Annotated in this window: 24 protein-coding genes; 15 read left to right on the forward strand and 9 right to left on the reverse strand. The window is 74.7% G+C overall.

The window, feature by feature from the left end; genetic code table 11:
- Positions 1-29 precede the first annotated feature (29 nt).
- Positions 30-1,094 carry a DUF4333 domain-containing protein gene (locus BLT39_RS20015; protein ID WP_207508219.1) on the forward strand — a complete coding sequence of 355 codons (1,065 nt, stop codon included), beginning with the start codon at positions 30-32 and terminating at the stop codon, positions 1,092-1,094.
- 1 nt (position 1,095) lies between these two features.
- Here BLT39_RS20015 and BLT39_RS20020 read toward each other — a convergent pair whose 3' ends face one another.
- Positions 1,096-1,998 (reverse strand): 5'-3' exonuclease, encoded by a 903-nt coding sequence (locus BLT39_RS20020; RefSeq protein WP_091068562.1) that lies wholly within the window; start codon positions 1,996-1,998, stop codon positions 1,096-1,098.
- A 79-nt stretch (positions 1,999-2,077) separates the two neighbouring features.
- On the opposite strand from BLT39_RS20020, the gene BLT39_RS20025 reads away from it, so the two are divergent.
- The 5 genes from BLT39_RS20025 to BLT39_RS20045 are packed head-to-tail and all read left to right on the forward strand — an operon-like array spanning position 2,078 to position 7,143.
- The gene (locus tag BLT39_RS20025; protein WP_242658574.1) at positions 2,078-3,235 is read left to right on the forward strand and encodes a M24 family metallopeptidase; all 1,158 of its coding nucleotides are present in this window, start codon (positions 2,078-2,080) and stop codon (positions 3,233-3,235) included.
- Positions 3,210-3,710, forward strand: coding sequence for an Lrp/AsnC family transcriptional regulator (locus BLT39_RS20030; RefSeq protein ID WP_278247024.1), 501 nt, complete (start codon positions 3,210-3,212; stop codon positions 3,708-3,710). Before BLT39_RS20025 ends, BLT39_RS20030 begins: the two co-directional genes overlap by 26 nt.
- Complete coding sequence (locus tag BLT39_RS20035; protein ID WP_091068312.1) at positions 3,707-4,054, forward strand: nuclear transport factor 2 family protein; 348 nt, start codon at positions 3,707-3,709, stop codon at positions 4,052-4,054. Before BLT39_RS20030 ends, BLT39_RS20035 begins: the two co-directional genes overlap by 4 nt.
- Before the next feature lie 59 nt (positions 4,055-4,113).
- Positions 4,114-6,222, forward strand: coding sequence for an intein-containing Rv2578c family radical SAM protein (locus BLT39_RS20040; RefSeq protein ID WP_091068314.1), 2,109 nt, complete (start codon positions 4,114-4,116; stop codon positions 6,220-6,222).
- Between the two features lie 39 nt (positions 6,223-6,261).
- Entirely contained in the window at positions 6,262-7,143 is an 882-nt protein-coding gene (locus BLT39_RS20045; protein WP_091068316.1) for a lysophospholipid acyltransferase family protein, read from the forward strand.
- On the opposite strand, the gene BLT39_RS20050 is transcribed toward BLT39_RS20045, so the two are convergent.
- Entirely contained in the window at positions 7,118-7,636 is a 519-nt protein-coding gene (locus tag BLT39_RS20050; protein WP_091068317.1) for a GNAT family N-acetyltransferase, read from the reverse strand. The two genes, BLT39_RS20045 and BLT39_RS20050, sit on opposite strands and share 26 nt — an antisense overlap.
- A 19-nt stretch (positions 7,637-7,655) precedes the next feature.
- Complete coding sequence (locus BLT39_RS20055) at positions 7,656-9,074, reverse strand: KamA family radical SAM protein (protein WP_242658575.1); 1,419 nt, start codon at positions 9,072-9,074, stop codon at positions 7,656-7,658.
- Positions 9,075-9,173: 99 nt separating this feature from the next.
- On the opposite strand from BLT39_RS20055, the gene kdd reads away from it, so the two are divergent.
- The 7 genes from kdd to BLT39_RS20090 all read left to right on the forward strand — a co-directional run bounded on the left by kdd (position 9,174) and on the right by BLT39_RS20090 (position 16,819).
- Entirely contained in the window at positions 9,174-10,196 is a 1,023-nt protein-coding gene (gene kdd, locus BLT39_RS20060) for an L-erythro-3,5-diaminohexanoate dehydrogenase (protein WP_091068320.1), read from the forward strand.
- The gene (locus BLT39_RS20065) at positions 10,193-11,707 is read left to right on the forward strand and encodes an amidohydrolase (protein ID WP_091068322.1); all 1,515 of its coding nucleotides are present in this window, start codon (positions 10,193-10,195) and stop codon (positions 11,705-11,707) included. The genes kdd and BLT39_RS20065 overlap by 4 nt, the downstream gene beginning before the upstream one ends.
- Positions 11,704-13,275: a lysine 5,6-aminomutase subunit alpha gene (gene kamD / locus BLT39_RS20070; protein WP_091068324.1), complete on the forward strand. Its 1,572-nt coding sequence runs from the start codon at positions 11,704-11,706 to the stop codon at positions 13,273-13,275. Before BLT39_RS20065 ends, kamD begins: the two co-directional genes overlap by 4 nt.
- Entirely contained in the window at positions 13,272-14,009 is a 738-nt protein-coding gene (gene kamE, locus BLT39_RS20075; protein ID WP_091068327.1) for a lysine 5,6-aminomutase subunit beta, read from the forward strand. Before kamD ends, kamE begins: the two co-directional genes overlap by 4 nt.
- Entirely contained in the window at positions 14,006-14,410 is a 405-nt protein-coding gene (gene kal, locus BLT39_RS20080) for a 3-aminobutyryl-CoA ammonia lyase (protein WP_091068330.1), read from the forward strand. Before kamE ends, kal begins: the two co-directional genes overlap by 4 nt.
- Positions 14,411-14,663: 253 nt before the next feature.
- Positions 14,664-16,337 carry an apolipoprotein N-acyltransferase gene (gene lnt, locus BLT39_RS20085; RefSeq protein ID WP_242658576.1) on the forward strand — a complete coding sequence of 558 codons (1,674 nt, stop codon included), beginning with the start codon at positions 14,664-14,666 and terminating at the stop codon, positions 16,335-16,337.
- Positions 16,334-16,819, forward strand: coding sequence for an FxsA family protein (locus BLT39_RS20090; protein ID WP_091068333.1), 486 nt, complete (start codon positions 16,334-16,336; stop codon positions 16,817-16,819). The genes lnt and BLT39_RS20090 overlap by 4 nt, the downstream gene beginning before the upstream one ends.
- A gap of 57 nt (positions 16,820-16,876) precedes the next feature.
- Here BLT39_RS20090 and BLT39_RS20095 read toward each other — a convergent pair whose 3' ends face one another.
- From BLT39_RS20095 to BLT39_RS20115, 5 genes are all read right to left on the reverse strand, one after another.
- Positions 16,877-17,221: an RNA polymerase-binding protein RbpA gene (locus tag BLT39_RS20095; RefSeq protein WP_091068337.1), complete on the reverse strand. Its 345-nt coding sequence runs from the start codon at positions 17,219-17,221 to the stop codon at positions 16,877-16,879.
- A 159-nt stretch (positions 17,222-17,380) separates the two neighbouring features.
- Positions 17,381-18,112, reverse strand: coding sequence for a thymidine kinase (locus BLT39_RS20100; protein ID WP_091068341.1), 732 nt, complete (start codon positions 18,110-18,112; stop codon positions 17,381-17,383).
- Positions 18,109-19,443 (reverse strand): MFS transporter, encoded by a 1,335-nt coding sequence (locus BLT39_RS20105; protein ID WP_091068344.1) that lies wholly within the window; start codon positions 19,441-19,443, stop codon positions 18,109-18,111. The genes BLT39_RS20100 and BLT39_RS20105 overlap by 4 nt, the downstream gene beginning before the upstream one ends.
- Entirely contained in the window at positions 19,440-20,363 is a 924-nt protein-coding gene (locus BLT39_RS20110; RefSeq protein ID WP_091068348.1) for a lysophospholipid acyltransferase family protein, read from the reverse strand. Before BLT39_RS20110 ends, BLT39_RS20105 begins: the two co-directional genes overlap by 4 nt.
- Positions 20,360-21,136, reverse strand: coding sequence for a glycerophosphodiester phosphodiesterase family protein (locus BLT39_RS20115; protein ID WP_091068352.1), 777 nt, complete (start codon positions 21,134-21,136; stop codon positions 20,360-20,362). The genes BLT39_RS20110 and BLT39_RS20115 overlap by 4 nt, the downstream gene beginning before the upstream one ends.
- A 110-nt stretch (positions 21,137-21,246) precedes the next feature.
- Here BLT39_RS20115 and BLT39_RS20120 point away from each other — a divergent pair, with 110 nt between their 5' ends.
- Positions 21,247-21,684 (forward strand): hypothetical protein, encoded by a 438-nt coding sequence (locus BLT39_RS20120; RefSeq protein ID WP_242658577.1) that lies wholly within the window; start codon positions 21,247-21,249, stop codon positions 21,682-21,684.
- Positions 21,685-21,709: 25 nt separating this feature from the next.
- On the opposite strand, the gene BLT39_RS20125 is transcribed toward BLT39_RS20120, so the two are convergent.
- A complete protein-coding gene (locus BLT39_RS20125) occupies positions 21,710-21,952 on the reverse strand; it encodes a hypothetical protein (protein WP_131801528.1) in 243 nt (80 codons plus the stop codon).
- Positions 21,953-22,046: 94 nt separating this feature from the next.
- Here BLT39_RS20125 and BLT39_RS20130 point away from each other — a divergent pair, with 94 nt between their 5' ends.
- The gene (locus BLT39_RS20130) at positions 22,047-22,490 is read left to right on the forward strand and encodes an SRPBCC family protein (RefSeq protein ID WP_091068358.1); all 444 of its coding nucleotides are present in this window, start codon (positions 22,047-22,049) and stop codon (positions 22,488-22,490) included.
- Positions 22,491-22,561: the final 71 nt, after the last annotated feature.

Here is a 22,561-nt window from a genome sequence, read left to right on the forward strand (position 1 = left end):
TCGCGGCCCGCGACGACGAGGGAGCGACGATGACCAACCCGCCGCAGGGTGGCGACCAGCAGGACGACCCCCGCCCGGCCGACCAGGGCCCGGGTGAGGAGACCCCCCGCGGCGACGAGGGCCGACCCGGCGACGGCGGCACCCGGATGATCCCGCTGCGCGGCGACGGGCCGGCCGCCCCGGGCACGCCGACCGGGGGCTCCGGCTGGGGTGAGCAGGGCGGGGCCCAGGGTTCCTCGGCGTCCGGTGGGTCGTCGTCCACCCCGTCGTGGGCGCAGGGCTCGTCGGCTGCGGGTGGCTCGTCGGGCCCGTCGTGGGGCTCGTCCGGGCAGCAGGAGCAGTCGGGCCAGGGCCAGCCCGCGTGGGGCCAGGGCGGCCAGGGCGCGCCCGGGTACGGCCAGCAGAACCCGGCGCCCTCGGGCTGGGGCCAGGGCGGCCAGGAGCAGCCCGGGTACGGCCAGCAGAACTACGGCCAGCAGGGCCAGGGCAGCTACGGCCAGCAGGGCCAGGGCAGCTACGGCCAGCAGGGGTACGGGCAGGGCGGCTATGGCCAGCAGGGCTACGGCCAGGCCGGCTACGGCCAGCAGGGCCAGGGCAGCTACGGCCAGCAGGGGTACGGGCAGGGCGGCTATGGCCAGCAGGCGTACGGCCAGCAGGGCCAGGGTGGCTACGGGCAGCAGGGGCAGCAGGGGCAGCAGGGGCAGTACGGGCAGCCCGGCTACGGCCAGGGGTCGCAGTACGGCCAGCAGGGCCAGTACGGGCAGCCCGGCTACGGCCAGCAGCAGCCTGCGAAGCCCAAGCGCACCGGGCTGATCATCGGCCTCGTCGTCCTCGGCCTGGTGGTGGTCGCCGCCGCGATCGTGCTGCCGATGGTGCTGGGCTCCAAGACCCTCGACCCGCAGGCCGTCCAGCGCGACGTCGCCGCCCAGTTCGAGGAGCGCGAGAACATCGGCGTGCAGCTGTCCTGCGACGAGGACATGAAGGTCGACGTCGGCGCGACCTACACCTGCTCGGGCACGACCGCCGAGGACGAGGACGTGACCATCACCATCCGGATCACCGACGGTGACGGCGCCTACGAGTGGTCGGAGTAGGTCACCAGCCCAGCACCGAGGCCAGGCGGGCCACCGACGTCTGCAGGCCCCAGCGCTGGGCGAGGGCGTCGAGGGCCTCCGGGTCCGCGGGCGACCGCGGCAGGTGGCCCTCGACGGGCGGCAGGTCGATGTCGGTGACCACGTGGACGACGGCGGGCGCCACGTCCAGGTAAGCCGACGCCTCGTGCAGCTTCTTCAGCACCGAGGCGGTCAGCGGGGCCTTCGGGACGGCGGTGCGGGCCGCGGCCTCCCGGATGCCCTGCAGGCTGCCGAAGGCGGTGATCAGCGCGGCGGCGGTCTTCTCCCCGACGCCCTTGACCCCGGGCAGGCCGTCGCTGGGGTCACCGCGCAGCACGGCGAAGTCGGCGTAGGACCGGCCGGGGACGCCGTACTTCGCCGCGACCGCACCCTCGTCGACCACGTCCAGGTCGCCGATCCCGCCCCGGGCGGTGTAGAGCACCCGCACGCCCCGGGCGTCGTTCACCAGCTGGAACAGGTCGCGGTCGCCGGTGACGACGTCCACCGGGCCCTCGGCGCGGGTGGCCAGGGTGCCGATGACGTCGTCCGCCTCGTAGCCGGGCGCGCCCACGCGGGCGATGCCGGCGGCGGCCAGCACGTCGACGAGCACCGGTACCTGCGGGCCCAGCTCGTCGGGCACCTCCTCGCCGCCGTCCTCGGCCTGCCGGTGGGCCTTGTAGGAGGGCACCGCGTCGGTGCGGAAGGCCGGCCGCCAGTCGTCGTCCCAGCAGGCGACGAACCGCTCGGGGCCGTGCGCGGCGATGAGCCGGGCCGACATGTCCAGGAACCCGCGGACCGCGTTGACCGGTGTGCCGTCGGGGGCGGTGACGCTGGTGGGCACCCCGTAGAAGGCCCGGAAGTACAGGCTGGCCGCGTCCAGGAGCATCGTGGTCACACTGCGGGACGGTAACGGCTCGGCAACAACTCGTCCGGGATCGTCCGACGGTCTGGTTAGGGTGCCCGACGTGTCCACCGACCGCGCCCAGCCGGCGCCCAGCAACGGGCTGGTGAGCCCGGTGCGGCTCGACCGCGCGCGCGAGGTCACCGCCGAGCTGGGCCTGGACGCCGTCGTGGTCACCCCGGGCGCCGACCTGCGGTACCTGTGCGGCTACGCCGCGCACGCGCTGGAGCGGCTCACCGCGCTGGTGGTGCCCGCCGCGGGCGCACCGCTGCTGGTCGTGCCCCGGCTCGAGGCCCCGATGGTCACCGCGTCGCCGGCCGGTGCGCTGGGTCTGGAGCTGGTGGCCTGGGACGAGACCGACGACCCGTTCGCGCTGGTCGCCGGTGAGCTGCGCACCCGGCTCGGCCGCGACCCGCAGCGGCTGGCCGTCGGCGCCCGCACCTGGGCCGAGCACGCGCTCGGTCTGCAGCGCGCCGTCCCCGGGTCGCGCCTGGAGCTGGCCACCCCGGTGCTCGACCGGCTGCGCGTGGTCAAGTCCGGGGCCGAGGTCGCCGAGCTCGCGACCGCCGCCGCGGCCATCGACCGGGTGCACGCGCGGATGGGGGAGTGGCTGCGGGTCGGGCGCACCGAGGCCGAGGTCGGCGCCGACGTCGCCGCGGCGATCCTGGCCGAGGGACACGTCGCCGTCGACTTCGTCATCGTCGGCTCCGGCCCCAACGGCGCGAGCCCGCACCACGAGCTGTCCGACCGCGTCGTGCAGGCCGGCGACCTGGTGGTCGTCGACATCGGTGGCGAGCTGGCCAGCGGCTACCGCTCCGACTGCACCCGCACCTACGTCGTCGGCGGCGCACCCGACGCGGGCACCGCTGAGTGGTACGGGGTGCTGCAGGCCGCGCAGGACGCCGCCCGCGCCGCCGTCGCGCCCGGGGTGACCGCCGAGGAGGTCGACGCGGTGGCCCGCGACGCGATCACCGCGGCCGGCTGGGGGGAGCAGTTCCTGCACCGCACCGGGCACGGCATCGGCCTGGACACCCACGAGGCGCCCTACGTCGTCGCCGGCAACACCACCCCGCTGGAGCCGGGCATGGCCTTCTCGGTCGAGCCCGGCATCTACCTGGCCGGCCGGCACGGTGCCCGCATCGAGGACATCGTCGTCTGCACCCCCGACGGCGCCCGCACGCTGAACGAAGGACCCCGTGACCTCGTCGAACTGGCCGGGTGACCCGGTGGCCGCCGACCCCCTGGACAAGCTGGAGCCCCGCGCCGACGTCGACCGGGCGCTGCTGGCCGCCCTGGCCCGCGACGGCCGGGCCAGCTACACCGAGCTGGCCGCCCAGGTCGGGCTGTCGGTCTCGGCGGTGCACCAGCGGGTGCGCCGCCTCGAGCAGCGCGGCGTCATCACCGGCTACTCGGCGCGGGTCGACCCCAAGGCGGTCGGCCTGCCGATGGTCGCCTTCGTCTCCATCACCCCGATCGACGTCGCCCAGCCCGACGACGCACCGTCCCGGCTGGCGCACCTGACCGCCATCGAGGCCTGCCACTCCGTCGCCGGGCCCGACAGCTACATGCTCAAGGTGCGGGTGGCCTCGCCGGACGCGCTGGAGGGCCTGCTCGCCGAGATCCGCGCCGCGGCGAACGTCACCACCCGGACGACGGTCGTGCTGAGCACGTTCTACGAGGACCGCCCGCCGGTGTGACCACCTTCGACGCGGAGGAGTTCTACGCCGCCTGGTCCGCCGGCGACCTGGCGACGGTGGTGGGGCGCCTGCACCCCGACGTCGACTGGCCCGAACCCTGGACCGGCGGGCGGGTGCTCGGCCGGGCAGCCGTGGCCGACCACCTCGCCCGGCAGGCCCGCGACGTCCGGTTCGCGGTGGTCCCCGAGCGGGTGGTCCCGGTCGACGACGGCGTCGCGGTGACCGTGCACCAGGTCGTGCGGGACGCCGACGGCGACCTGCTCTCCGACACCCGGGTGCTGCACGGGCTCACCCTGGACGAGGGCCTGCTGCGCCGGTTGGACGTCGGCGAACCGCCACCGTAGATGTCCACAGCCCGGCCCGGCGCGTCGACAACGCACCGAACGTGTGTTCGACTGGGTGCATGCGATGGGATGCCCAGCGGTTGGACCTCGAGGAGCCCGGCACGCTCCCCGGGCTGCCCACCGTCGCAGGTCTGCTGCGCAGCCTGCAGGTGCCCGAGTTCCCCGGCCTGACCCTGCACGAGGTCCGCGCCAAGTCCGCCCTCAACAAGGTGCCCGAGAACTCCTCGATGCCGTTCGCCTACACGGTGAACACGTTCCGGGGCTGCAGCCATTCGTGCGTCTACTGCGTCGGGCCGGACACGGCGATCCTGCTGGCCGACGGCCGCACCCGGCGCATCGCCGACCTGCGCACCGGCGACCGGATCATCGGTACCGAGGTGGTCGGCGCCTACCGCCGGTACGTCGAGACCGAGGTGCTCGCGCACTGGAGCACCACGAAGGCCGCCTACCGCATCACCCTCGCCGACGGCACCGAGGTGGTGGCCAGCGGCGACCACAGGTTCCTCACCGGCCGGGGCTGGAAGCACGTCACGGGGGCGACGGCAGGTGCAGACCGACGCCCGCACCTGACCACGAACGACTCGATGCTCGGTTTCGGCCGCACGGTCGAGACGCCCAAGCCGACGACCGCCTACCGCCGCGGTTACCTGACCGGCATGGTGCGTGGCGATGCCCATCTCGGTCGTCACCCGTACTCAGCCGCCAGCGGTCGCACCGGCTTCCTGGACCGCTTCCGTCTCGCCCTGGCCGATCCGGAGGCCCTGGACCGGTCGGAGCGGATGCTCGCCGACGAGGGCATCAGCACGACGAGGTTCGACGTCACCCCGGCCACGGACGTGCGCCGGGCCGTGTCTGCCATCCGCACCCAGCGGCAGGCGGACTGCGACCGGATCACCGCTCTCGTGGCGTGGCCCGACCAGCCCGACGATGAGTGGCGCCGCGGATTCCTGGCGGGGATCTTCGACGCCGAGGGCTCCCGCAGCACCGGCATCCTGCGCATCAGCAACGGCGACGCCGACATGCTGGGGCAGACCCTCTCCTGCCTCACGTGGTTCGGGTTCGACGCCGTGCTGGAGGACCGCGGCCTGGAGAACGGTGTCTGCACCGTCCGGGTCCGCGGCGGCCTGCGCGAGCACATGCGGTTCATCCACCTGGTCGACCCGGCCATCCGACGGAAGTGCTCAGTGGCCGGCACGGCCATCGAGAGCGACGCCGACCTCCGTGTGGTCTCGGTGCAGCCGCTCGGCCTCGACATGCCGATGTACGACATCACCACCGGCACCGGGGACTTCATCGCCGAGGGCGTGGTCAGCCACAACTGCTTCGCCAGGAAGACCCATGAATGGCTGGAGCTGGACACCGGGTCGGACTTCGACTCGCAGATCGTGGTGAAGACCAACGTGGCCGAGGTGCTGCGCCGTGAGGTGTCCCGGGCGTCCTGGAAGCGCGAGCACGTGGCGCTGGGCACCAACACCGACCCCTACCAGCGCGCCGAGGGCCGGTACCGGCTCATGCCCGGGGTCATCGACGCCCTCGCCCGGTCGGGCACCCCGTTCTCCGTGCTGACCAAGGGCACGCTGCTCACCCGCGACCTGCCGCTGCTCGCCGCGGCCTCCCGCGACGTGCCGATCGGGTTGGGTGTCTCGCTGGCCATCTGGGACGACGACCTGCACCGCAGCCTGGAGCCCGGCGTCCCCACCCCGCGGGCGCGCCTGGAGCTGGTCCGCCGCATCGCCGACGCCGGCCTGCCCTGCGGGGTGTTCCTGGCCCCGGTGCTGCCGGGCCTCACCGACCAGAAGGAGCACCTGGAGCGGGCGATCGCGGCCGTCGCCGAGGCCGGTGCGACCGGGGTGACCGTGCTGCCGCTGCACCTGCGGCCCGGGGCCCGGGAGTGGTTCACCGCCTGGCTGTCCCGCGAGCACCCCAAGCTGGTGGGCCGGTACCGCACGCTCTACAGCCGCGGTGCCTACGTGCCGGCCGAGTACCGCAGCTGGCTGACCGCCCGGGTCGCACCGATCCTGGCCGCCCACGGGCTGGACCGGCACAGCGGGGGCGAGGCACGCGGGTTGCCGGGCGACGAGTCGGCGGCCTTCCCGCACGGGTCGCTGCCCGGCCCGGCCGCCCCGGCGGCGGCCCGCCCGGAGCCCGAGCAGCTCGCCCTCTGCTGAACGCGCCGGTCTCCGTCGCCGGAGATTAGGGTCCGCCCCATGCAGACGCCCAGCTGGCGCGACGTCGTCCGGCGCGACCTGTTCGGCCCCTCGCCCGACCCCTGTGACCGGCCCTACCGGCTGGTCATCCGCGCGTTCCTGGTCGTCCTCAAGCTCTTCGGTTTCCGCTTCGACGTGCGCGGGTCGCAGCACCTGCCCCGGGAGGGCGGGGCGGTGATCGCCAGCAACCACGTCAGCTACTTCGACTTCACCTACCTGGAGCTGGCGGCGCTGCCGCAGCGCCGGCTGGTGCGGTTCATGGCCAAGGCGTCGGTCTTCGACAACCGGTTCGCCGGCCCGCCGATGCGCGCGATGCAGCACATCCCGGTCGACCGCACCGCCGGCGTGGCCGCCTTCGACGAGGCGGTGCGGGCACTGAAGGACGGCAAGGTGGTCGGCGTCTTCCCCGAGGCCACCATCTCCAGCTCCTTCACCGTCCAGGACCTCAAGGCCGGCGCCGCCCGGATGGCCGTGCAGGCCGGCGTGCCGGTCGTGCCGGCCGCGCTGTGGGGCGGGCACCGCGTGGCCACCAAGAACCGGCGGGTGGTGCTGCGCCGCGGCGTCCCGGTCACCGTGCTCCTCGGCGCACCGGTCGTGCCCGAGCCGGGGGAGAAGGCCCAGTCGGTGCTCCGCCGCACCCGTGCGGCCATGGAGGCGCTGCTGGAGGAGGCCCAGCGCAGCTACCCCGACAGCCCGGCCGGTGACGACGACCGCTGGTGGCTGCCGGCCCACCTGGGCGGCACCGCGCCCACGCCCGAGCAGGCGCGCGCGATCGACCTCGACGACGTCCGCGGCACCGCGGTGACGGTGCAGCGCTCACCGCTGCAGAAGGTCCGCCACGTGTTCGGGTCGCTGGTCACTCGACGACGTCGGGGGCGCTGAGCCGGAAGGCCTCGCAGTCCACCCCGTACCACCGGGTGGTGCGCCCCAGCGGCTCCATGCCCAGCCGTCGGCACACCGCCATCGACGGCTCGTTCCCGGGGCGCACCACCGCGTAGACCTCGGGCAGGCCGTCCTCGAACGCCCGTTGCACCACCGCGGCGGCCGCCTCGGTGGCGTACCCGTGCCCCCAGCTGTCGGGGTGCAGGTGCCAGCCCACCTCGAACTCGCCCACCCCGTTGGGCAGCGGCTTGAACAGCAGCGTGCCGGCAACCGGCCCGCCCGCGACCGGCTGCACCGCCCAGCACCCGGCCCGCGGGTCGGCCGCGTGCACCTCCCGCCAGCGCCCGACCAGGGCGGCGACCCCGCCCGACGGCGGCCCGGACAGCCAGCGCAGCACCTCGGGGCGGGAGTACAGGTCCGCCAGCCGCGCCAGGTCGTCGTCCGACGTCGTCCAGGCGCGGACGAGCAGGCGGTCGGTGCGCAGCAGCTCCACCGCCCCTGCCTACCTCAGCTCACCCCAGCTGCGCGACCGACGCCTCGCGGGACGCGGCCGCAGCGGCCTCGGCGGCCACCGGGTCGACCGCGCGGTCGGCCCACCACCGCTGCCCGGACTCCGGCAGCGAGTGGATCGGGTCGTAGTAGGTGTAGCGGCGGTCCAGGGCGGCCTCGTCGGTGCGCTCGATGCCGGTGCGGTAGTTCTTCGTCCAGTAGCTGATGCCGCGCTCGCGGTCGTACTCGGCGACCTGGTGCACCCAGCGCTTCCCGACGTAGGGCACGTCGCAGACGATCCGCGGGGTGGCGAAGCCGGGCAGGTAGCCCATCAGGTCGTGCTGCAGGGTCTGCGCCTGCGACAGCGGCACCCGCCAGTGCTCGGCCGACGGGATCATGTCGCACATGTAGAAGTAGTAGGGCGTCACGCCGGCGCCGTCCAGCAGCGCGAAGCACAGGTCCAGCAGCTGGTCGGCGGTGTCGTTGACCCCGTGCAGCAGCACGCCCTGGTTGCGCACGTCGCGCACCCCGGCCGCCAGCATCGCCTGCGCGGCCTCGGCGACCAGGGGGGTGACCGACTGGGCGGCGTTGACGTGGGTGTGCACGGCCAGGGAGACGCCGCGCTCGCGGGCGGTGCCGGCCAACCGGGTCATGCCGGCCACCACGTCGTCCTGCAGCCAGTGCTGGGGCAGGCCCATCAGGGCCTTGGAGGCCAGCCGGACGTCGCGCACCGACTCGATCTCCAGCAGACCCGAGACGAAGGCCTCCAGGTTCTTGAACGGCAGGTTGGCGACGTCGCCGCCGGAGACCACCACGTCGCGCACGCCGGGGGTGCGGCGCAGGTAGTCCAGCATCTCGGCGTGCCGGTCCACCGGCTTGAGGTCGAACTTGAGCTTGGTGACCGCGGGGGTGGAGTTGCCGACCAGGTCCATCCGCGTGCAGTGGCCGCAGTACTGCGGGCAGGTGGGCAGCAGCTCGGCCAGCACCTTGGTGGGGTAGCGGTGGGTCAGGCCCTCGACGGCCCACATCTCGTGCTCGTGCAGCGAGTCGCGCGCCGCGTAGGGGTGGCTGGCCGCGGCGCCGGCGAGCCGGTCGGAGGCCACGGGCAGCATGTAGCGGCGCACCGGGTCGGCCAGCATCGCCGCGGTCGTGGGCACCGCGTCCGGCACCATCGTGTTGAGCATCTGCGGCGGCAGCAGCAGCGACATCGTCGCGCGCCCGGCCTGGTCGGCCTCGACGTCGGCGTAGAAGGACTCGTCGAGCAGGTCGCCGTAGACCCCGCGCAGCTGGCGCAGGTTCTTCACGCAGTTGACCCGCTGCCACTGGGCGCTGCGCCACTGCTCCTCGGTGACCTCGGCGAAACCGGGCAGCCGGCGCCAGTCGGGCTCCACCAGGGCCTTGGCCCGGTACTCGTAGGGCTGCTCCAGCACGACGACCTCCAACGACTTCTCAGTGCGACACCCGCACCATACGGGAGATTGTTCGGCAAAACGTGAGTTCTACGATAGTTTCTCAATCCTTCCGACGACGAGGAGCAGGACGTGACGACGGCAGCGGAGCGGTCGCTCGGGGTGCACCGGGTGCTGGAGCCGGTCGGGGTGCTGCCACAGGCCGCCCACCGGCTGGACCCCGACGCCCCCACGGGGCGCGACGAGGTCCGCATCGACGTCGAGCGGCTCAACCTCGACGCGGCGTCCTTCCGCCAGCTCACCGAGACCCACGGCGGGGACGGCGACGCGGTGCGCGCCGCCGTCCTGGGCATCGTGGCCGAGCGCGGGAAGATGCAGAACCCGGTCACCGGCTCCGGCGGCATGCTCATCGGCCGGGTCGCCGAGGTGGGGGAGGACTCCCCGCTCGGCCTCGTGGTCGGCCAGCGGGTGGCCACCCTGGTCTCGCTCACCCTCACCCCGCTGCGGATCACCGACGGCCTCGAGCGCTGGGACGGCCGCAGCGAGCAGGTCCCCGCCCGGGGCACCGCCGTCCTGTTCGCCCGCTCCATCGCCGCCGTCCTGCCCGACGACCTGCCCGAGCAGGTCGCCCTGGCGCTGCTCGACGTGTGCGGTGCGCCCGCGCTGGTCGAGCGGGTGGTCCGCCGCGGGTCCTCGGTCGCGGTCATCGGCGCTGCGGGCAAGTCCGGCTCCCTGTCGGTGGCCGCGGCGCGCGAGGCGCACGCCCGCCGGGTGGTCGGCGTCGTCCGCGACGAGCGGGAGGCGGCCGCGCTGCGGGACGCCGGCCTCGCGCACGAGGTGGTCGTCGCCGACGCCACCGACCCCCTGGCGGTCTCGGCCGCCCTCGGCGAGCCGGTCGACACCACCGTGGTCTGCGTCGACGTCCCCGGCGCGGAGCACGGCGCGGTGCTGGCGACGGCCGACGGCGGCACTGTGGTCTTCTTCGGGATGGCCACCTCCTTCCCGGCGGCGGCCCTGGGCGCGGAGGGGATGGCAGCGGACGTGCGGATGCTGATCGGGAACGGCTACACGCCGGGGCACGCCGCCCTGGCCCTGGACCTCTACCGGCGCACCGCCGGCGTGCGGGCGCTCATCGACCCGCGCGTGCACGCATGAGCCTGCTGCTCACCGGGGTCACCGTCGGCGACGCGGCCGACCGGGCGGTGCACGTCGTCGACGGCGCGGTCGCCTGGGTCGGCCCGGCCGCCGACGCACCGCGCGCCGACCGGACCTGGGACGGCGGGGGAGCGCTGCTCACCCCGGCCTTCGTCGACGCCCACGTGCACGCCACCGCCACCGGCCTGGCGCTGACCGGGCTGGCGCTGCACGGTGCCGACAGCCTGCGCTCGGCGCTGGCCGCGGTCGCCGCGCACGTCGCCGCGCACCCCACCGGCACGGTGCTCGGCACCGGCTGGGACGAGACCGTCTGGCCCGAGGGCCGGGCCATCACCCGGCACGACCTGGACGCCGTGGTCGGCGACCGGCCCGCGTACCTGGCCCGCGTCGACGTGCACTCCGCGACCGTCTCCACCGCCCTGCTGGACCGCATCCCCGGGATCACCGACCTGCCCGGCTACGGCGCGGACGGCCAGCTGCGGCTGGACGCCCACCACGCCGCCCGCCAGGTGGCCTACGGCTCGGTGGACCCGGTGCAGCGGGCCACCGCCCAGCGCGCCACCTTCGACGCGGCCGCCGACCTCGGCATCGGCTGCGTGCACGAGATGGCCGGACCGGAGGTGTCCAGCGCCGAGGACCTCGCCGGGCTGCTCCGGATCGCCGGCGAGGCCCCCGGCCCCCAGGTGCTGGGCTGGTGGGGCGAGCTGGCCGAGCGCGGCGGGCTGGACGTCGTCGCCGAGCTCGGCCTGGCCGGCGCCGGCGGCGACCTGTTCTGCGACGGCGCGTTCGGCTCGCACACCGCGGCGCTGTCCACGCCCTACGCCGACCGGCCCGACACCTCCGGCGCGCTGCGCTTCGACACCGGCCAGCTCGTCGAGCACGTGCGGGCCTGCACCGCCGCCGGCGTCCAGGCCGGCTTCCACGTCATCGGCGACGCCGCCGTCGACCAGGTGCTCGCCGCCGTGGCCGCGGTCGCCGAGCAGCTGGGCCGCGACGCCGTCCGGGCCTGCCGGCACCGGCTCGAGCACGTCGAGATGGTCTCGCCCGACGCCGTGGAGACCCTGCGCTCGCTGGGCATGGTCGCCAGCGTCCAGCCGGCCTTCGACGCCGCCTGGGGCGGGGACGCCGGCATGTACGCCGAGCGGCTGGGCGTCGAGCGGGCGCTGGGCTGCAACCCGCTGGCCGACCTCTCCGACGCCGGGGTCGCGATCGCCCTGGGCAGCGACGCCCCGGTCACCCCGCTGGACCCCTGGGGCGGGGTGCACGCCGCGGTCGACCACCGCACGCCCGGCGCCGGCATGCGGCCCTTCGACGCCTACGACGCGGCCACCCACGGCGGCTGGTACGCCGCCCGGGCCGAGCACGCGCAGGGGCCGCTGGCCGTCGGCGCCCCGGCGCACCTGGCCCTGTGGGCCACCGACCTGACCCTGTCCGGGGTGCTCGCGCAGCGCGCCCGGCCCACCTGCACCGGCCTGCTCGTGGCTGGCGACGTCGTCCGAGGAGCCCCGTGAGCGCCCGCCTGACCCTGGACCCGGGGCTGGTCGCCCGGGCCCGCGAGCTCGCCGAGCTGGCCGCGCAGCCGGTCATCGACCTGGCCACCCGGCACACCACCGTCTCCGTCGAGCGGGCCGTGCTGCGGCTGGCGGGCCTGGAGGGCACCGACCCGGTCACCGGCGAGGGCGAGATCCCGTGGGTGAACCGGGTGGTGGACGTCGTCCGCGAGCAGGTGGGCCTCGAGCACGGGGTCGCGCTGCCGGTCTGGCACGCCATCGCCTCGGGCGCGGCGAGCAGCCTGCAGGACGTCGCCGAGCAGGTGGGCGCCGGCACCGCCCGCTTGGCCGTCCCCACCGGGGGCGACGAGGAGCGCGCCCGTGAGGCCGCGCTGGCCGCCGTCGGGGCGGGCCTGGGCCGGGTGGACGCCGCCCGCCGCCGGCGGGAGGAGCTGGTGGCCACCCACGGCGACCCGCCCCGCCGTCCCTGGATCTACCTGATCGTGGCCACCGGCGACATCTACGAGGACATCCCGCAGGCCCAGGCCGCCGCCCGGGCGGGCGCCGACGTCATCGCCGTCATCCGCTCCACCGGGCAGTCGCTGCTGGACTACGTGCCCGAGGGCGCCACCCGCACCGGGTACGCCGGCACCTACGCCACCCAGGAGAACTTCCGGCTCATGCGGGCCGCCCTGGACGACGTCTGCGCCGAGCTCGGCCGCTACGTGCGGCTGACGAACTACGCCTCGGGCCTGTGCATGCCCGAGATCGCGGCGCTGGCCGGCCTGGAGCGGCTGGACATGATGCTCAACGACGCGATGTACGGGATCCTCTTCCGCGACATCAACCCGATCCGCACCTTCGTCGACCAGCGGTTCAGCCGGATGGTGCACGCCCGCGCCGGGATCATCATCAACACCGGCGAGGACAACTACCTGACCACCGCCGACGCCGTCGACGAGGCGCACACCGTCACCGTCAGCCAGCTGCTCAACGAGCGGTTCGCGCGGGAGGCCGGGCTCGAGGACTGGCAGCTGGGCCTGGGCCACGCGTTCGAGATCAACCCGGCCATCCACGACTCCTTCCGCCTGGAGCTGGCGCACGCCATGCTCGCCCGGGCGCTGTTCCCCCACGCGCCGCTGAAGTGGATGCCGCCCACCAAGCACATGACCGGGGACGTGTTCGGCGGCTACCTGCTCGACGGGTTCTTCAACCTGGCCGGGGCGCTCACCGACCAGGGCATCCTGCTGGTCGGGATGATGACCGAGGCCGTGGTCACCCCGTGGCTGTCCGACCGCGACCTCGCGCTGCGCAACGTGCGCTACGTGCTGGACGCCGCCGGCGGCCTGTCGGAGGACTTCGCCCCGCCGCCGGGCGGGTTCATCGACCGCCGGGCGCACACCGTGCTGGGCGAGGCCGTGGAGCTGCTGGAGAAGATCACCGCCGACGGCCTGCTGCCCGCCATCGCGCAGGGCACCTTCGGCATCACCAAGCGCCCGGCCGACCGCGGCAAGGGCCTGGACGGCGTCGTCGTCAAGGCGCCGGGCCACCTGGACCCCGCGACGGAGCTGATGGAGGGGCGGGCATGACCGTCATCCGGCCCTACGGCGACACCACCGGCGACGGCATGGTGCAGACGTCGTTCACCCTGCCCGTCCCGCCCGGGCCCCGCGCCGAGGGCGCCGCCCTGCAGCTGGCCGGCAAGATGGGCATCCACCCGGCGATGGTGGTGCACAGCCACGGCATCGGGGAGGGCTTCACCTTCTTCGTGGTCTACGGCTCGGTGACCCACCTGGTCGACACCGACGAGGTCGAGGTCGAGGAGCGGGACTACCCGCTGCTCAGCCCGGCCGAGGTCAACGGCGCGATCAAGGCCCGGCTGCACCGCAAGCTGGTGGTGATGGGCGCCTGCATCGGCACCGACGCGCACACCGTGGGGATCGACGCGATCCTCAACCTCAAGGGCTTCGCGGGGGAGAAGGGCCTGGAGTACTACCGGGAGATGGACGTCGCGAACCTCGGCGCGCAGGTCACCGTCCCGGAGCTGGTCACCCGCGCCCGGGCGGCGCGGGCCGATGCCGTGCTGGTCAGCCAGGTCGTCACCCAGAAGGACGCGCACCTGCGCAACACCCGCGAGCTGGCCGGCGCGTTCCGCGAGGCGATGGGGGAGGACCGCCCCCTGCTCGTGGTCGGCGGCCCGCGCTTCGACCCGGCCATGGCCCGCGACCTCGGCGTCGACAAGGTCTTCGGCCGCGGCACCACCCCCGGCGAGGTGGCCTCCTACCTCGTCTCCGCCCTGCTCCCCGAGGAGATCGCCGCGTGACCGCCGAGATCGGCCTGACCGTCACCCACCGCCGGTACGTGCCCCATTCCCACGCCCACTACGGCGGTGCGCTGGTCGACGGCGCCTACACCCTGGGCCTGTTCGGGGACGTCGCCACCGAGGTCGCGATCGTGGGGGACGGCGACGAGGGCCTGCTCGCCGGGTACGCCGACGTCGCGTTCCTGGCGCCGGTGCAGGCCGGCGACGTGCTGGAGGCCTCCTGCGAGGTCGTCCGGGTGGGCACCCGCTCGCGCACGCTGCGCTGCTGGGCCGACGTCGTCGCCCGGGCGGTCCCCGAACGCGGCGCCTCGGCGGCGGCGGTGCTGCCGGAACCGCTGCGGGTGGTGGAGGCGACCGCGACGCTGGTCGTCCCCCTGCCTCCCGCGACTGAGCGTGAGTGACACGTAACGATCCGATAACGGCCTGCCGCAGGTGCCCCGATGCCCTGTGCGCGGGGGTCCCGGCTCCCTAGGGTTCCGTTGTCGCACCACGCGGTCCCGGGCCACCACCGGTGATCGCCGGGCGGCACCCCGCGCCACCAGACAACGACGGCCCGAGGACACCCAGTCCCCGGACCGGCGGCCCGAAGGCCGGGGTGCCGCCGCGGGCGACCGCGTGCACCGGTCGCCGGCGCGCAGGTGGGATGCTCGCGGGGTGACCGTGACCGACCCGGTGGTGCGCCCGGCCGACGACGCACCCGCCCCGCGACGGCGCGGAGCGGGCCTGCTGGCCCGCACGCTGCTGGCCGCGGCCGGCGGCGTCGCGATGTACTTCGCGTTCCCCGGCTGGGACCTCGCCGCCCTCGCCGTGCTCGGCCCGGCGTCCCTGTCGCTGGCCACCCGCGGCGTGCGGTTCCGCACCGGACTGTGGCTGGGCCTGGTCCAGGGCCTGTGCTTCTTCCTTCCCCTGCTGTCCTGGACCGGCATCTACGTCGGGTCCTTCCCCTGGTACGCCCTGTCGGTCGCGGAGTCCCTCTACGTCGCGGTGCTCGGCGGGGCGCTGGCCGTCACCGCCCGGCTGCGCGGCTGGTGGCTGTGGGCCGCGGCGCTGTGGGTCGGCCAGGAGGCCCTGCGCGGGCGCTGGCCCCTGGGCGGGTTCCCCTGGGGCCGGCTGGGGTTCAGCCAGGCCGAGGGCCCGTTCACCGCGCTGGCCGCCTACGGCGGGGTGCCCCTGGTCAGCTTCGGGGTGGCGCTCACCGGCACGCTGCTGGCCGCGGCCGTCCTGGCGTCGGCCCGGGCCTGGCGGGACAGCGACGACGCCGCCCGCCGCGCCGGGTCGCTGCGCGCGGCCGCCGTCCTCGTCGTGGGCACCCTCGCCGTCCCCGTGGTGGGCACCGTGGCCCGGTGGCCGCTGGCCGGCGGGTCGCTGACCGAGGGCGGGCCGACCCGCACCGTCGCGGTCGTCCAGGGCAACGTGCCGCGCGCCGGGCTGGACTTCAACGAGCAGCGCCGGGCCGTGCTGGACAACCACGTGCGCGAGACCCAGGACCTGGCCGCGCAGGTCGCCCGGGGCGAGGTCGCCCAGCCCGACCTGGTCATCTGGCCGGAGAACAGCTCCGACATCGACCCCTACCTCAACGACGACGCCGCCGCGGCCATCGACCGGGCCGCGCGGGCCATCGGCGCGCCGATCCTGGTGGGCGCCGTGGTCAGCGGGCCGGGCCGCTTCCTGTCCAACACCGCCATCGTGTGGGACCCCGAGACCGGCCCGGGGGAGACCTACGTCAAGCGGCACCCGGTCCCGCTGGCCGAGTACGTGCCGGCACGGTCGTTCTTCCGGTTCTTCAGCGACAAGGTCGACCTGGTGCGGGCGGACTTCCGCGCCGGCAGCGACGTCGGCACGCTGGACATGGCCGGGACGACGGTCGGCGACGTCATCTGCTTCGAGGTCGCCTACGACGGCCTGGTGCACGACACCGTCGTCGGCGGGGCGACCATGCTCGTCGTCCAGACCAACAACGCCACCTTCGGGTTCTCCGACGAGAGCCCCCAGCAGCTGGCCATGGGTCGGCTGCGCGCGGTCGAGGCCGGCCGCAGCGTCGTGATGGCCTCCACCAGCGGCATCAGCGCGATCATCGCACCCGACGGGTCGCTGGTGCGCAGCTCGGGGCTGTTCACCCCTGCCACGTTCGTCGAGGACATCGCCCAGCGCGACGGGACGACGCTGGCCACCCGGCTGGGCGCCTGGCCGGAGGCCGCGCTCACCGCCCTGGGACTGGGTGCGACCCTGCTCGTCGTCGGCTCCGGGCTGCGCCGTCGGCGGGCCGGGAGCGTCAGCGGCTCCTCGGACGTTGGGGGTGCAGGAGACACGAGGAGAGGACGAGCATGACGAGCCGACTGCGCACCGTGCTGGGCCTGGGCGCACTGGCCGAGCTGGTGGTGTTCATCGCCGTGGCGGCCTGGATCGGGCTGGGCTGGGCGATCCTGGCGTCGCTGGCCACCAGCGCGCTGGGCTGGGTGCTGCTGGCCAAGCAGGGCACCAAGACGCTGACCGAGCTACGGCTGCGGGCCCAGGAGCACCGCGCGCCGGGCACCGCGCTGGGCGACGCCGGGCTGGTGGCCGCGGGCGGGTTCCTGATGATCCTGCCCGGGTTCATCGGCGACGTGCTGGGCCTGCTGTGCCTGCTGCCGGGCACCCGGAAGCTGCCCCGCGCCCTCATCGCGCGGGCGGTGCTGAACCGGTTGCCCGACCGCGCCCGCGGCCCGGTGCGGGTGCAGAGCACCCGGCCGGCGCAGGTCGACCCCGAGCCCGGGGTGGCGCACGTGACCAGCACCCGGGTCATCGAGGGCACGGTCGTCGACAAGCCCTGACGAACGCGAGAAGGGCCCCTCCGGAGCGATCCGGAGGGGCCCTTCTGCGTCAGCGGGTCAGCTGACCTTGGTGCGGCGGCTCTTCAGCACGTCGAGGCGCTCGGCCAGGACCTCCTCGAGGTCGTCGACGGAGCGACGCTCGAGCAGCATGTCCCAGTGGGTCCGCGGCGGCTTGACCTTCTTGGGGGCCGGCTCGGCGCCGCCCACCAGCTTGGCGTTGGAGCCGTCGTACTTGCACTCCCAGGTGTCGGGGATCTCCGCGTCGTCGGCGAAGGGCACGGTCACCACGTGGCCCTGCTCGCAGCGGTACTCGGCGTACTGCCGCTCGATCGGCGCGGTGTTGCGCTCGGTCTCGTAGCTGACGCTGCCCAGTCGGCTGCCGCGAAGGGAACGCTCGCCCATGGCACACCGTCCTCTCGTGCTCGTGTGTCGGTCCGTGCGTCATGCCCCATCGGCACGTCGGTGACGCCTCCGCAGCCGGAGCAGCGGTGCGTCACCCGGAGGGGGCCGGTGGGTCCAACGAAGGAAGTCGCGCGGAGATTCCGTCGCGTCAGTCGGTCATCATCGCACGGCCACCTGCTCGTCGGCCAGGGGCTGCCCGGAGAGGGTCAGCTGGCCGGGTCCGGTGGGGGTGGGCCCGAGCTGTCCGCCGACGTGGTGCCGGCGGCAGAGCACCTGGTACCGCACCTCGTCCGGCGCGGTGCCGAGGTCGGTCTCCGGGGCGGTGTCGGCGACGACGACGGTCTCGCCATCGCGCACCATCGCGCCACCCACCACCCGGGCGTTGAGCAGGCCGGGCGCGCCGCACCAGCACAGCACCTCGACCTGGATCCGCTGCACCACGTCGGCCAGCTCGAACAGCCGCTGCGTGCCGGGGAACAGCTGGGCGCGGAAGTCGGTGGTCAGCCCGAAGGCGTAGACGTCCACGTGCGACTGGTCGACCAGCTCGGCGAGGTGCTCCACCTGGGCGCCGGTGAGGAACTGGGCCTCGTCGACGACCACGTAGTCCACCCGGTGCCCGGCCGCCCAGCGGTCCCGGACCAGCAGCCGGACGTCGGTGCCGGCGTCGACCTCCACGGCGTCCCGCGACAGCCCGACGCGGCTGCTGATCCGCGCCGAGCGGGACCGGTCGCCCTGGGTCAGCCGCAGGCCGTGCCGGCCCTGCCGGCTCTGGTTGTGGTCGACCTGCAGCGCCAGGGTGGACTTGCCGCAGTCCATCGGGCCGTGGAAGAAGGTCAGGTGGGCGGGTGCGGCGTGCCGGCGACGGTCACCGGCCGCGGGGACGGCGTTCACAGCTTCTCCGGCGGGGTGTTGCCCGCCTCGACGACGGCGCGGCGCATCGGCAGCCGGGCCAGCAGCGCGAAGCCGGCCACGAAGAACACCACCAGGCTGATGATGGCCAGCCGGTAGGAACCGGTGAGCTGGTACGTCAGGCCGAACGCCAGCGGGCCGAGCCAGCTGGTGCCGCGGTCGCTGATCTCGTAGAAGCCGTAGTACTCGGCCTCCTTGCCGGCGGGGATGAGGTGGCTGAACAGCGAGCGGGACAGCGCCTGGGTGCCGCCCTGCACCAGGCCGATGACCGCGGCCAGGGCGTAGAACTGCGCGACGGCGCCCTCCTGCAGGAAGAACGCGGCGACCAGCACCGCCGTCCAGGCCACCAGGCAGCCGAGCACGGTGCGGGTGGCGCCGTAGCGGGCGGCCACCCGGCCCAGGCCCAGCGCCCCGGCGATGGCGACCACCTGCACCATGAGGATCGCGCCGGTGAGCACGGACTGGTCCAGGCCGAGCTCCTCCGTGGCGTAGACCGCCGACAGCGAGATGACGGTCTGCACACCGTCGTTGAACAGCAGGTAGGCGCCCAGGAACCACAGGGTCAGCGGGAAGGCCCGCATCTCCCTCAGCGTCCGGGCCAGCTGCCCGAACCCGCTGCCGGTGCGGCCCCCGGTGACCGCGACGGGGCGGTTGCGCAGCCGGGACACGGTGAAGACGGTGAACGCGCCCCACCACAGGCCCGCCGTGGCCAGGCAGATGCGCACCGCCTCGCCGCTGGTCAGCCCCAGGGACTCCGCGGACAGGAACAGACCCAGGTGGACGGCGAGCAGCAGGGCGCCGCCGACGTACCCGACCGCCCAGCCGCGGCTGGAGACCTTGTCCCGCTCGTCGGGGGCCGCCAGGTCGGGCAGCCAGGAGTAGTAGACGACGGTGGCCGCGCCGAAGCTGATGTTGGCGACGACGAACAGCAGCGCGCCCAGCAGGTACCGCCCGTCGGCCACGAAGAACAAGCCGGTGCAGGCCGCGGCGCCCAGCAGGGCGAACCCGGCCAGCAGCTCGCGGCGGCGTCCGGTGCGGTCGGCGACGGCGCCGGTGATCGGCAGCACCAGCACCTGGGCCAGCACGGAGAACGACAGCACGAAGGAGAACCAGCTGCCCGGGTCGATGCCCAGGAACCCCAGCCTGCCGTCCGGCCCGGCCGCCTCCCGGGCCACCGACGTCAGGTACGGGCCGAGGAAGACCGTGGTGACGCTGGTGTTGAACACCGACATCGCCCAGTCGTAGGAGTACCAGCCGACGCGCTCGCGGCGCAGGGCGCGGTCGGGCGTGCGGGTGGTGTCGGCGGCGCTCACCGGCGCAGCGTGTCAGCCGCGGGCCGGGGTGGTCCAGCACCGGGCACGTCGTCGGGGACGCGTCCTCCCGGGAACATGGCCGCGGCCCTCACCGGCCGGGTGGGGTCGGAGAAGGCGATGCGGTCGGTGGGTTCCCCGGCGCGCAGCGGCACCAGGCCGCGGGTGATGGCGGCCATGATCCGGGTGCGGGCGCGGTGGGCGTCACCGACCCGGCCGGCGTCCAGGTCGTCGAGGGGGACCGGCGGGCCGACGTGCACCCGCAGGGCGGGCTGGCGCCAGGCCGCGGACAGCGCGGTGCGCAGCTTGCCCCAGTCGTTGGCGTACTGGAGCACCTCGTGCGCGCCCCACTGGCTGACCGGCAGCACCGGCACCCGGGTCTGCAGGGCCAGGCGGGCCAGGCCGGTGCGGCCGCGCTCGGGCCAGCCGTCGGCGGTCAGCCCGACCCGGCCCTCGGGGTAGACCAGCACCTGGCCGCCGTGCTCGAGGGCGACCAGCACCACCCGCATGGCGTGCGCGGCGACGTCGGTGCCGCGGTCGACCCGGATGCCGCCGGCCCGTTCCAGCATCGGCCCGGCGACCGGGGCCCGCATGATGCCGCCGGTGGCCAGGAACCGGGGGACGACGCCGAGCCGGTGCAGCGCGGCGGCCACGGTGAAGGTGTCGTAGTCGCCGATGTGGTTGGCGGCCAGGATGAGCGGCCCGTCGCGCAGCTCCGCGGGCACCCCGCCGGTGACCTGCACCCGCCCGAACAGCGACACCGCCGGGGACACCGTGGTCAGCAGGAAGCGCCACACCCACCACGGCGGGTGCGCGGCGATGGCCAGCTCGCGGGCGAACCAGTCGGGGTCCTCGTCGCTGACCGAGCCCTCGAGCTCCTCGGGCAGCGGCGGGGGGACCGGCCGCCAGTACCGCAGGCTCACGCCGGGCTCCAGACCCCGCGCTCGGCGTAGACGTCGCGCAGCATGGCCGGGCGGTCGGTGAGGATGCCGTCGACGCCGAGGTCGAGCAGCCGGTGCACCTCGGCGGGGTCGTCGACGGTCCACACGTGCACCTGCAGGCTGCGCTCGTGGGCGGCGGCCAGGAACCGCTCGTCGACCACCGGCCGCCCGCCGAGCTCCAGCGGCACCTGGGCGCAGCCCGCCTGGATCCGGACCAGCCCCGCGGCGCGGGGGGAGTAGGAGGACAGCCGCAGGGCCGCGACGCCCTTGGGCCCCAGCGAGGTGCACAGGTCCGGCCCCAGCAGCCGCCGCGCCGCGGCGACCCGGGCGTCGGAGAACGACGCGAGGCAGACCCGGTCCAGCGTGCCGGTGCGCCGGATCAGGGCGGCCAGGGGCGCGAGGACACCGGCGGTCTTGACGTCGATGTTGACCCGGACGTCGGGCCAGGCGGTGAGCAGGTCCTCCAGCGCCAGCACCGGCTCCCGGCCACCGATGAGGGCGTGCTTGACCTCGCTCCAGGGCAGCGCGTCGATGCGGCCGGTGCGGTCGGTGACCCGGTCCAGGACGGCGTCGTGGAAGGCGACCAGCACCCCGTCGGCGGTGGCCCGGACATCGGTCTCCAGGTACCGGTAGCCCATCGCGACGCAGGCCTCGAAGGCCGGGGCGGTGTTCTCCACGTGCTCGATCGCGCCGCCGCGGTGCGCCATCGCCAACGGCGTCGGCCCCTCGAGGAACGGGAAACGCGCGGGCGGCACGGGCCCACGCTAGGGGCGCGCGGGACGGACGGCGCGGGCGGGGTCACGGCTGGGTCGACGGCGGGCGTGTCCGGCTCCCTGGCAGCCCGCTGAGCAGTACCTTCTCGGGCGTGGTGGCAGAGCAGGTCCCGGTGCACGACATCCCTGCGGTCGACGTCCCCGCGCCGGGTGCACCGACCCGGCGGTCCCGCCGGCGTGCCCCCGACGCCGAGGAGCGCCGCTGCGGCTGGTGCCGCAACGTGCTCCCGGCGCAGGAGTCGGTGGGCCGGCCGCGGCTGTACTGCGGGCAGGCGTGCCGGCAGCGGGCCTACGAGCAGCGGTCGGCGACGGCGAAGGCCGGGTTGTCCCCGGACGTCGTGCTGGTCACCCGCACCGAGCTCGACGGGCTGCAGGACCGGCTGTTCCAGCTGCGCTGCGCCCTCGAGGACGTGCAGACCCTGCTGGCGGAGAAGCCCACCAAGGTGGAGATGGAGCGCGCCCTGGCCGAGCTGGTGCGCTCGACTGGGCGGCTGGACAAGCTCTGGCTGTCCGGGCGCAACGCCGGCTGAGCCGGCGCCGCGCCCTCCCGTCGGGTCAGCCGACCGGGCCGCCCTCGGCGTTCTCGGCGCCGCTGCCGGGCCGCTCGTTCCCGTGGTTGTAGACGCTGCCCTGCTCGACGCTCGTCGGGTCGTCCCCGGAGAAGTTCTCCGTGGAGTCCTTCGACGTGCCGGTGCGCTGCTCCAGGCCGTTCACGTCGCTGCAGCCGGTCAGGGCCGCGGTGCCCCCGAACAGGGCGAGGGCGGCGAGGACGGACACGACCGGACGACGGATCTGCATGTGCGGAGCCTAAGGGACCGAGCCCCCCGGTGAGCACTCGACACCGGGGGCCGCGACACGGCTCGGGAGCGTCCGGATCTGGCACGATCCGCGCGTGCCCGACACCTACGCCGTCACCCGCCAGGTCACGATCGCCGCACCGGCCGCCGCGGTGCACGCCCTGCTGGCCGACTTCCGCCGCTGGCGGGCCTGGTCGCCGTTCGAGGACCTGGACCCGGACATGTCCCGCGAGTACGACGGCACCGGCGCCGGCAGCGCCTACCGGTGGGCCGGTTCCTTCAAGGCCGGCAGCGGCTCGATGCGCATGACCGACGTCGCGTCCGCCCGGGTGGTCGTCGAGCAGCAGAACACCAAGCCGATCCGGTCGTCGAGCACGTCGACGTTCACCCTCGCCGAGGCCGACGGCGCGACCACGGTGACCTGGTCCGGCTCCGGCCGGCAGGGCCGGCTGATGCGGCTGCTGCCGATGGAGAAGTTCCTGGGCCCGACGTTCGACAAGGGCCTGGCGCAGCTGAAGGCCGCCGCCGAGCAGGGCTGACCATCCGTCGTTCCGTCAGCGTGACGCAATGACGGATGGGTGGCCGCACCGTCCAGGGGAGGCGGCACAGG

It is taken from the genome of Klenkia brasiliensis (assembly GCF_900100695.1).
GTDB lineage: Bacteria > Actinomycetota > Actinomycetes > Mycobacteriales > Geodermatophilaceae > Klenkia > Klenkia brasiliensis.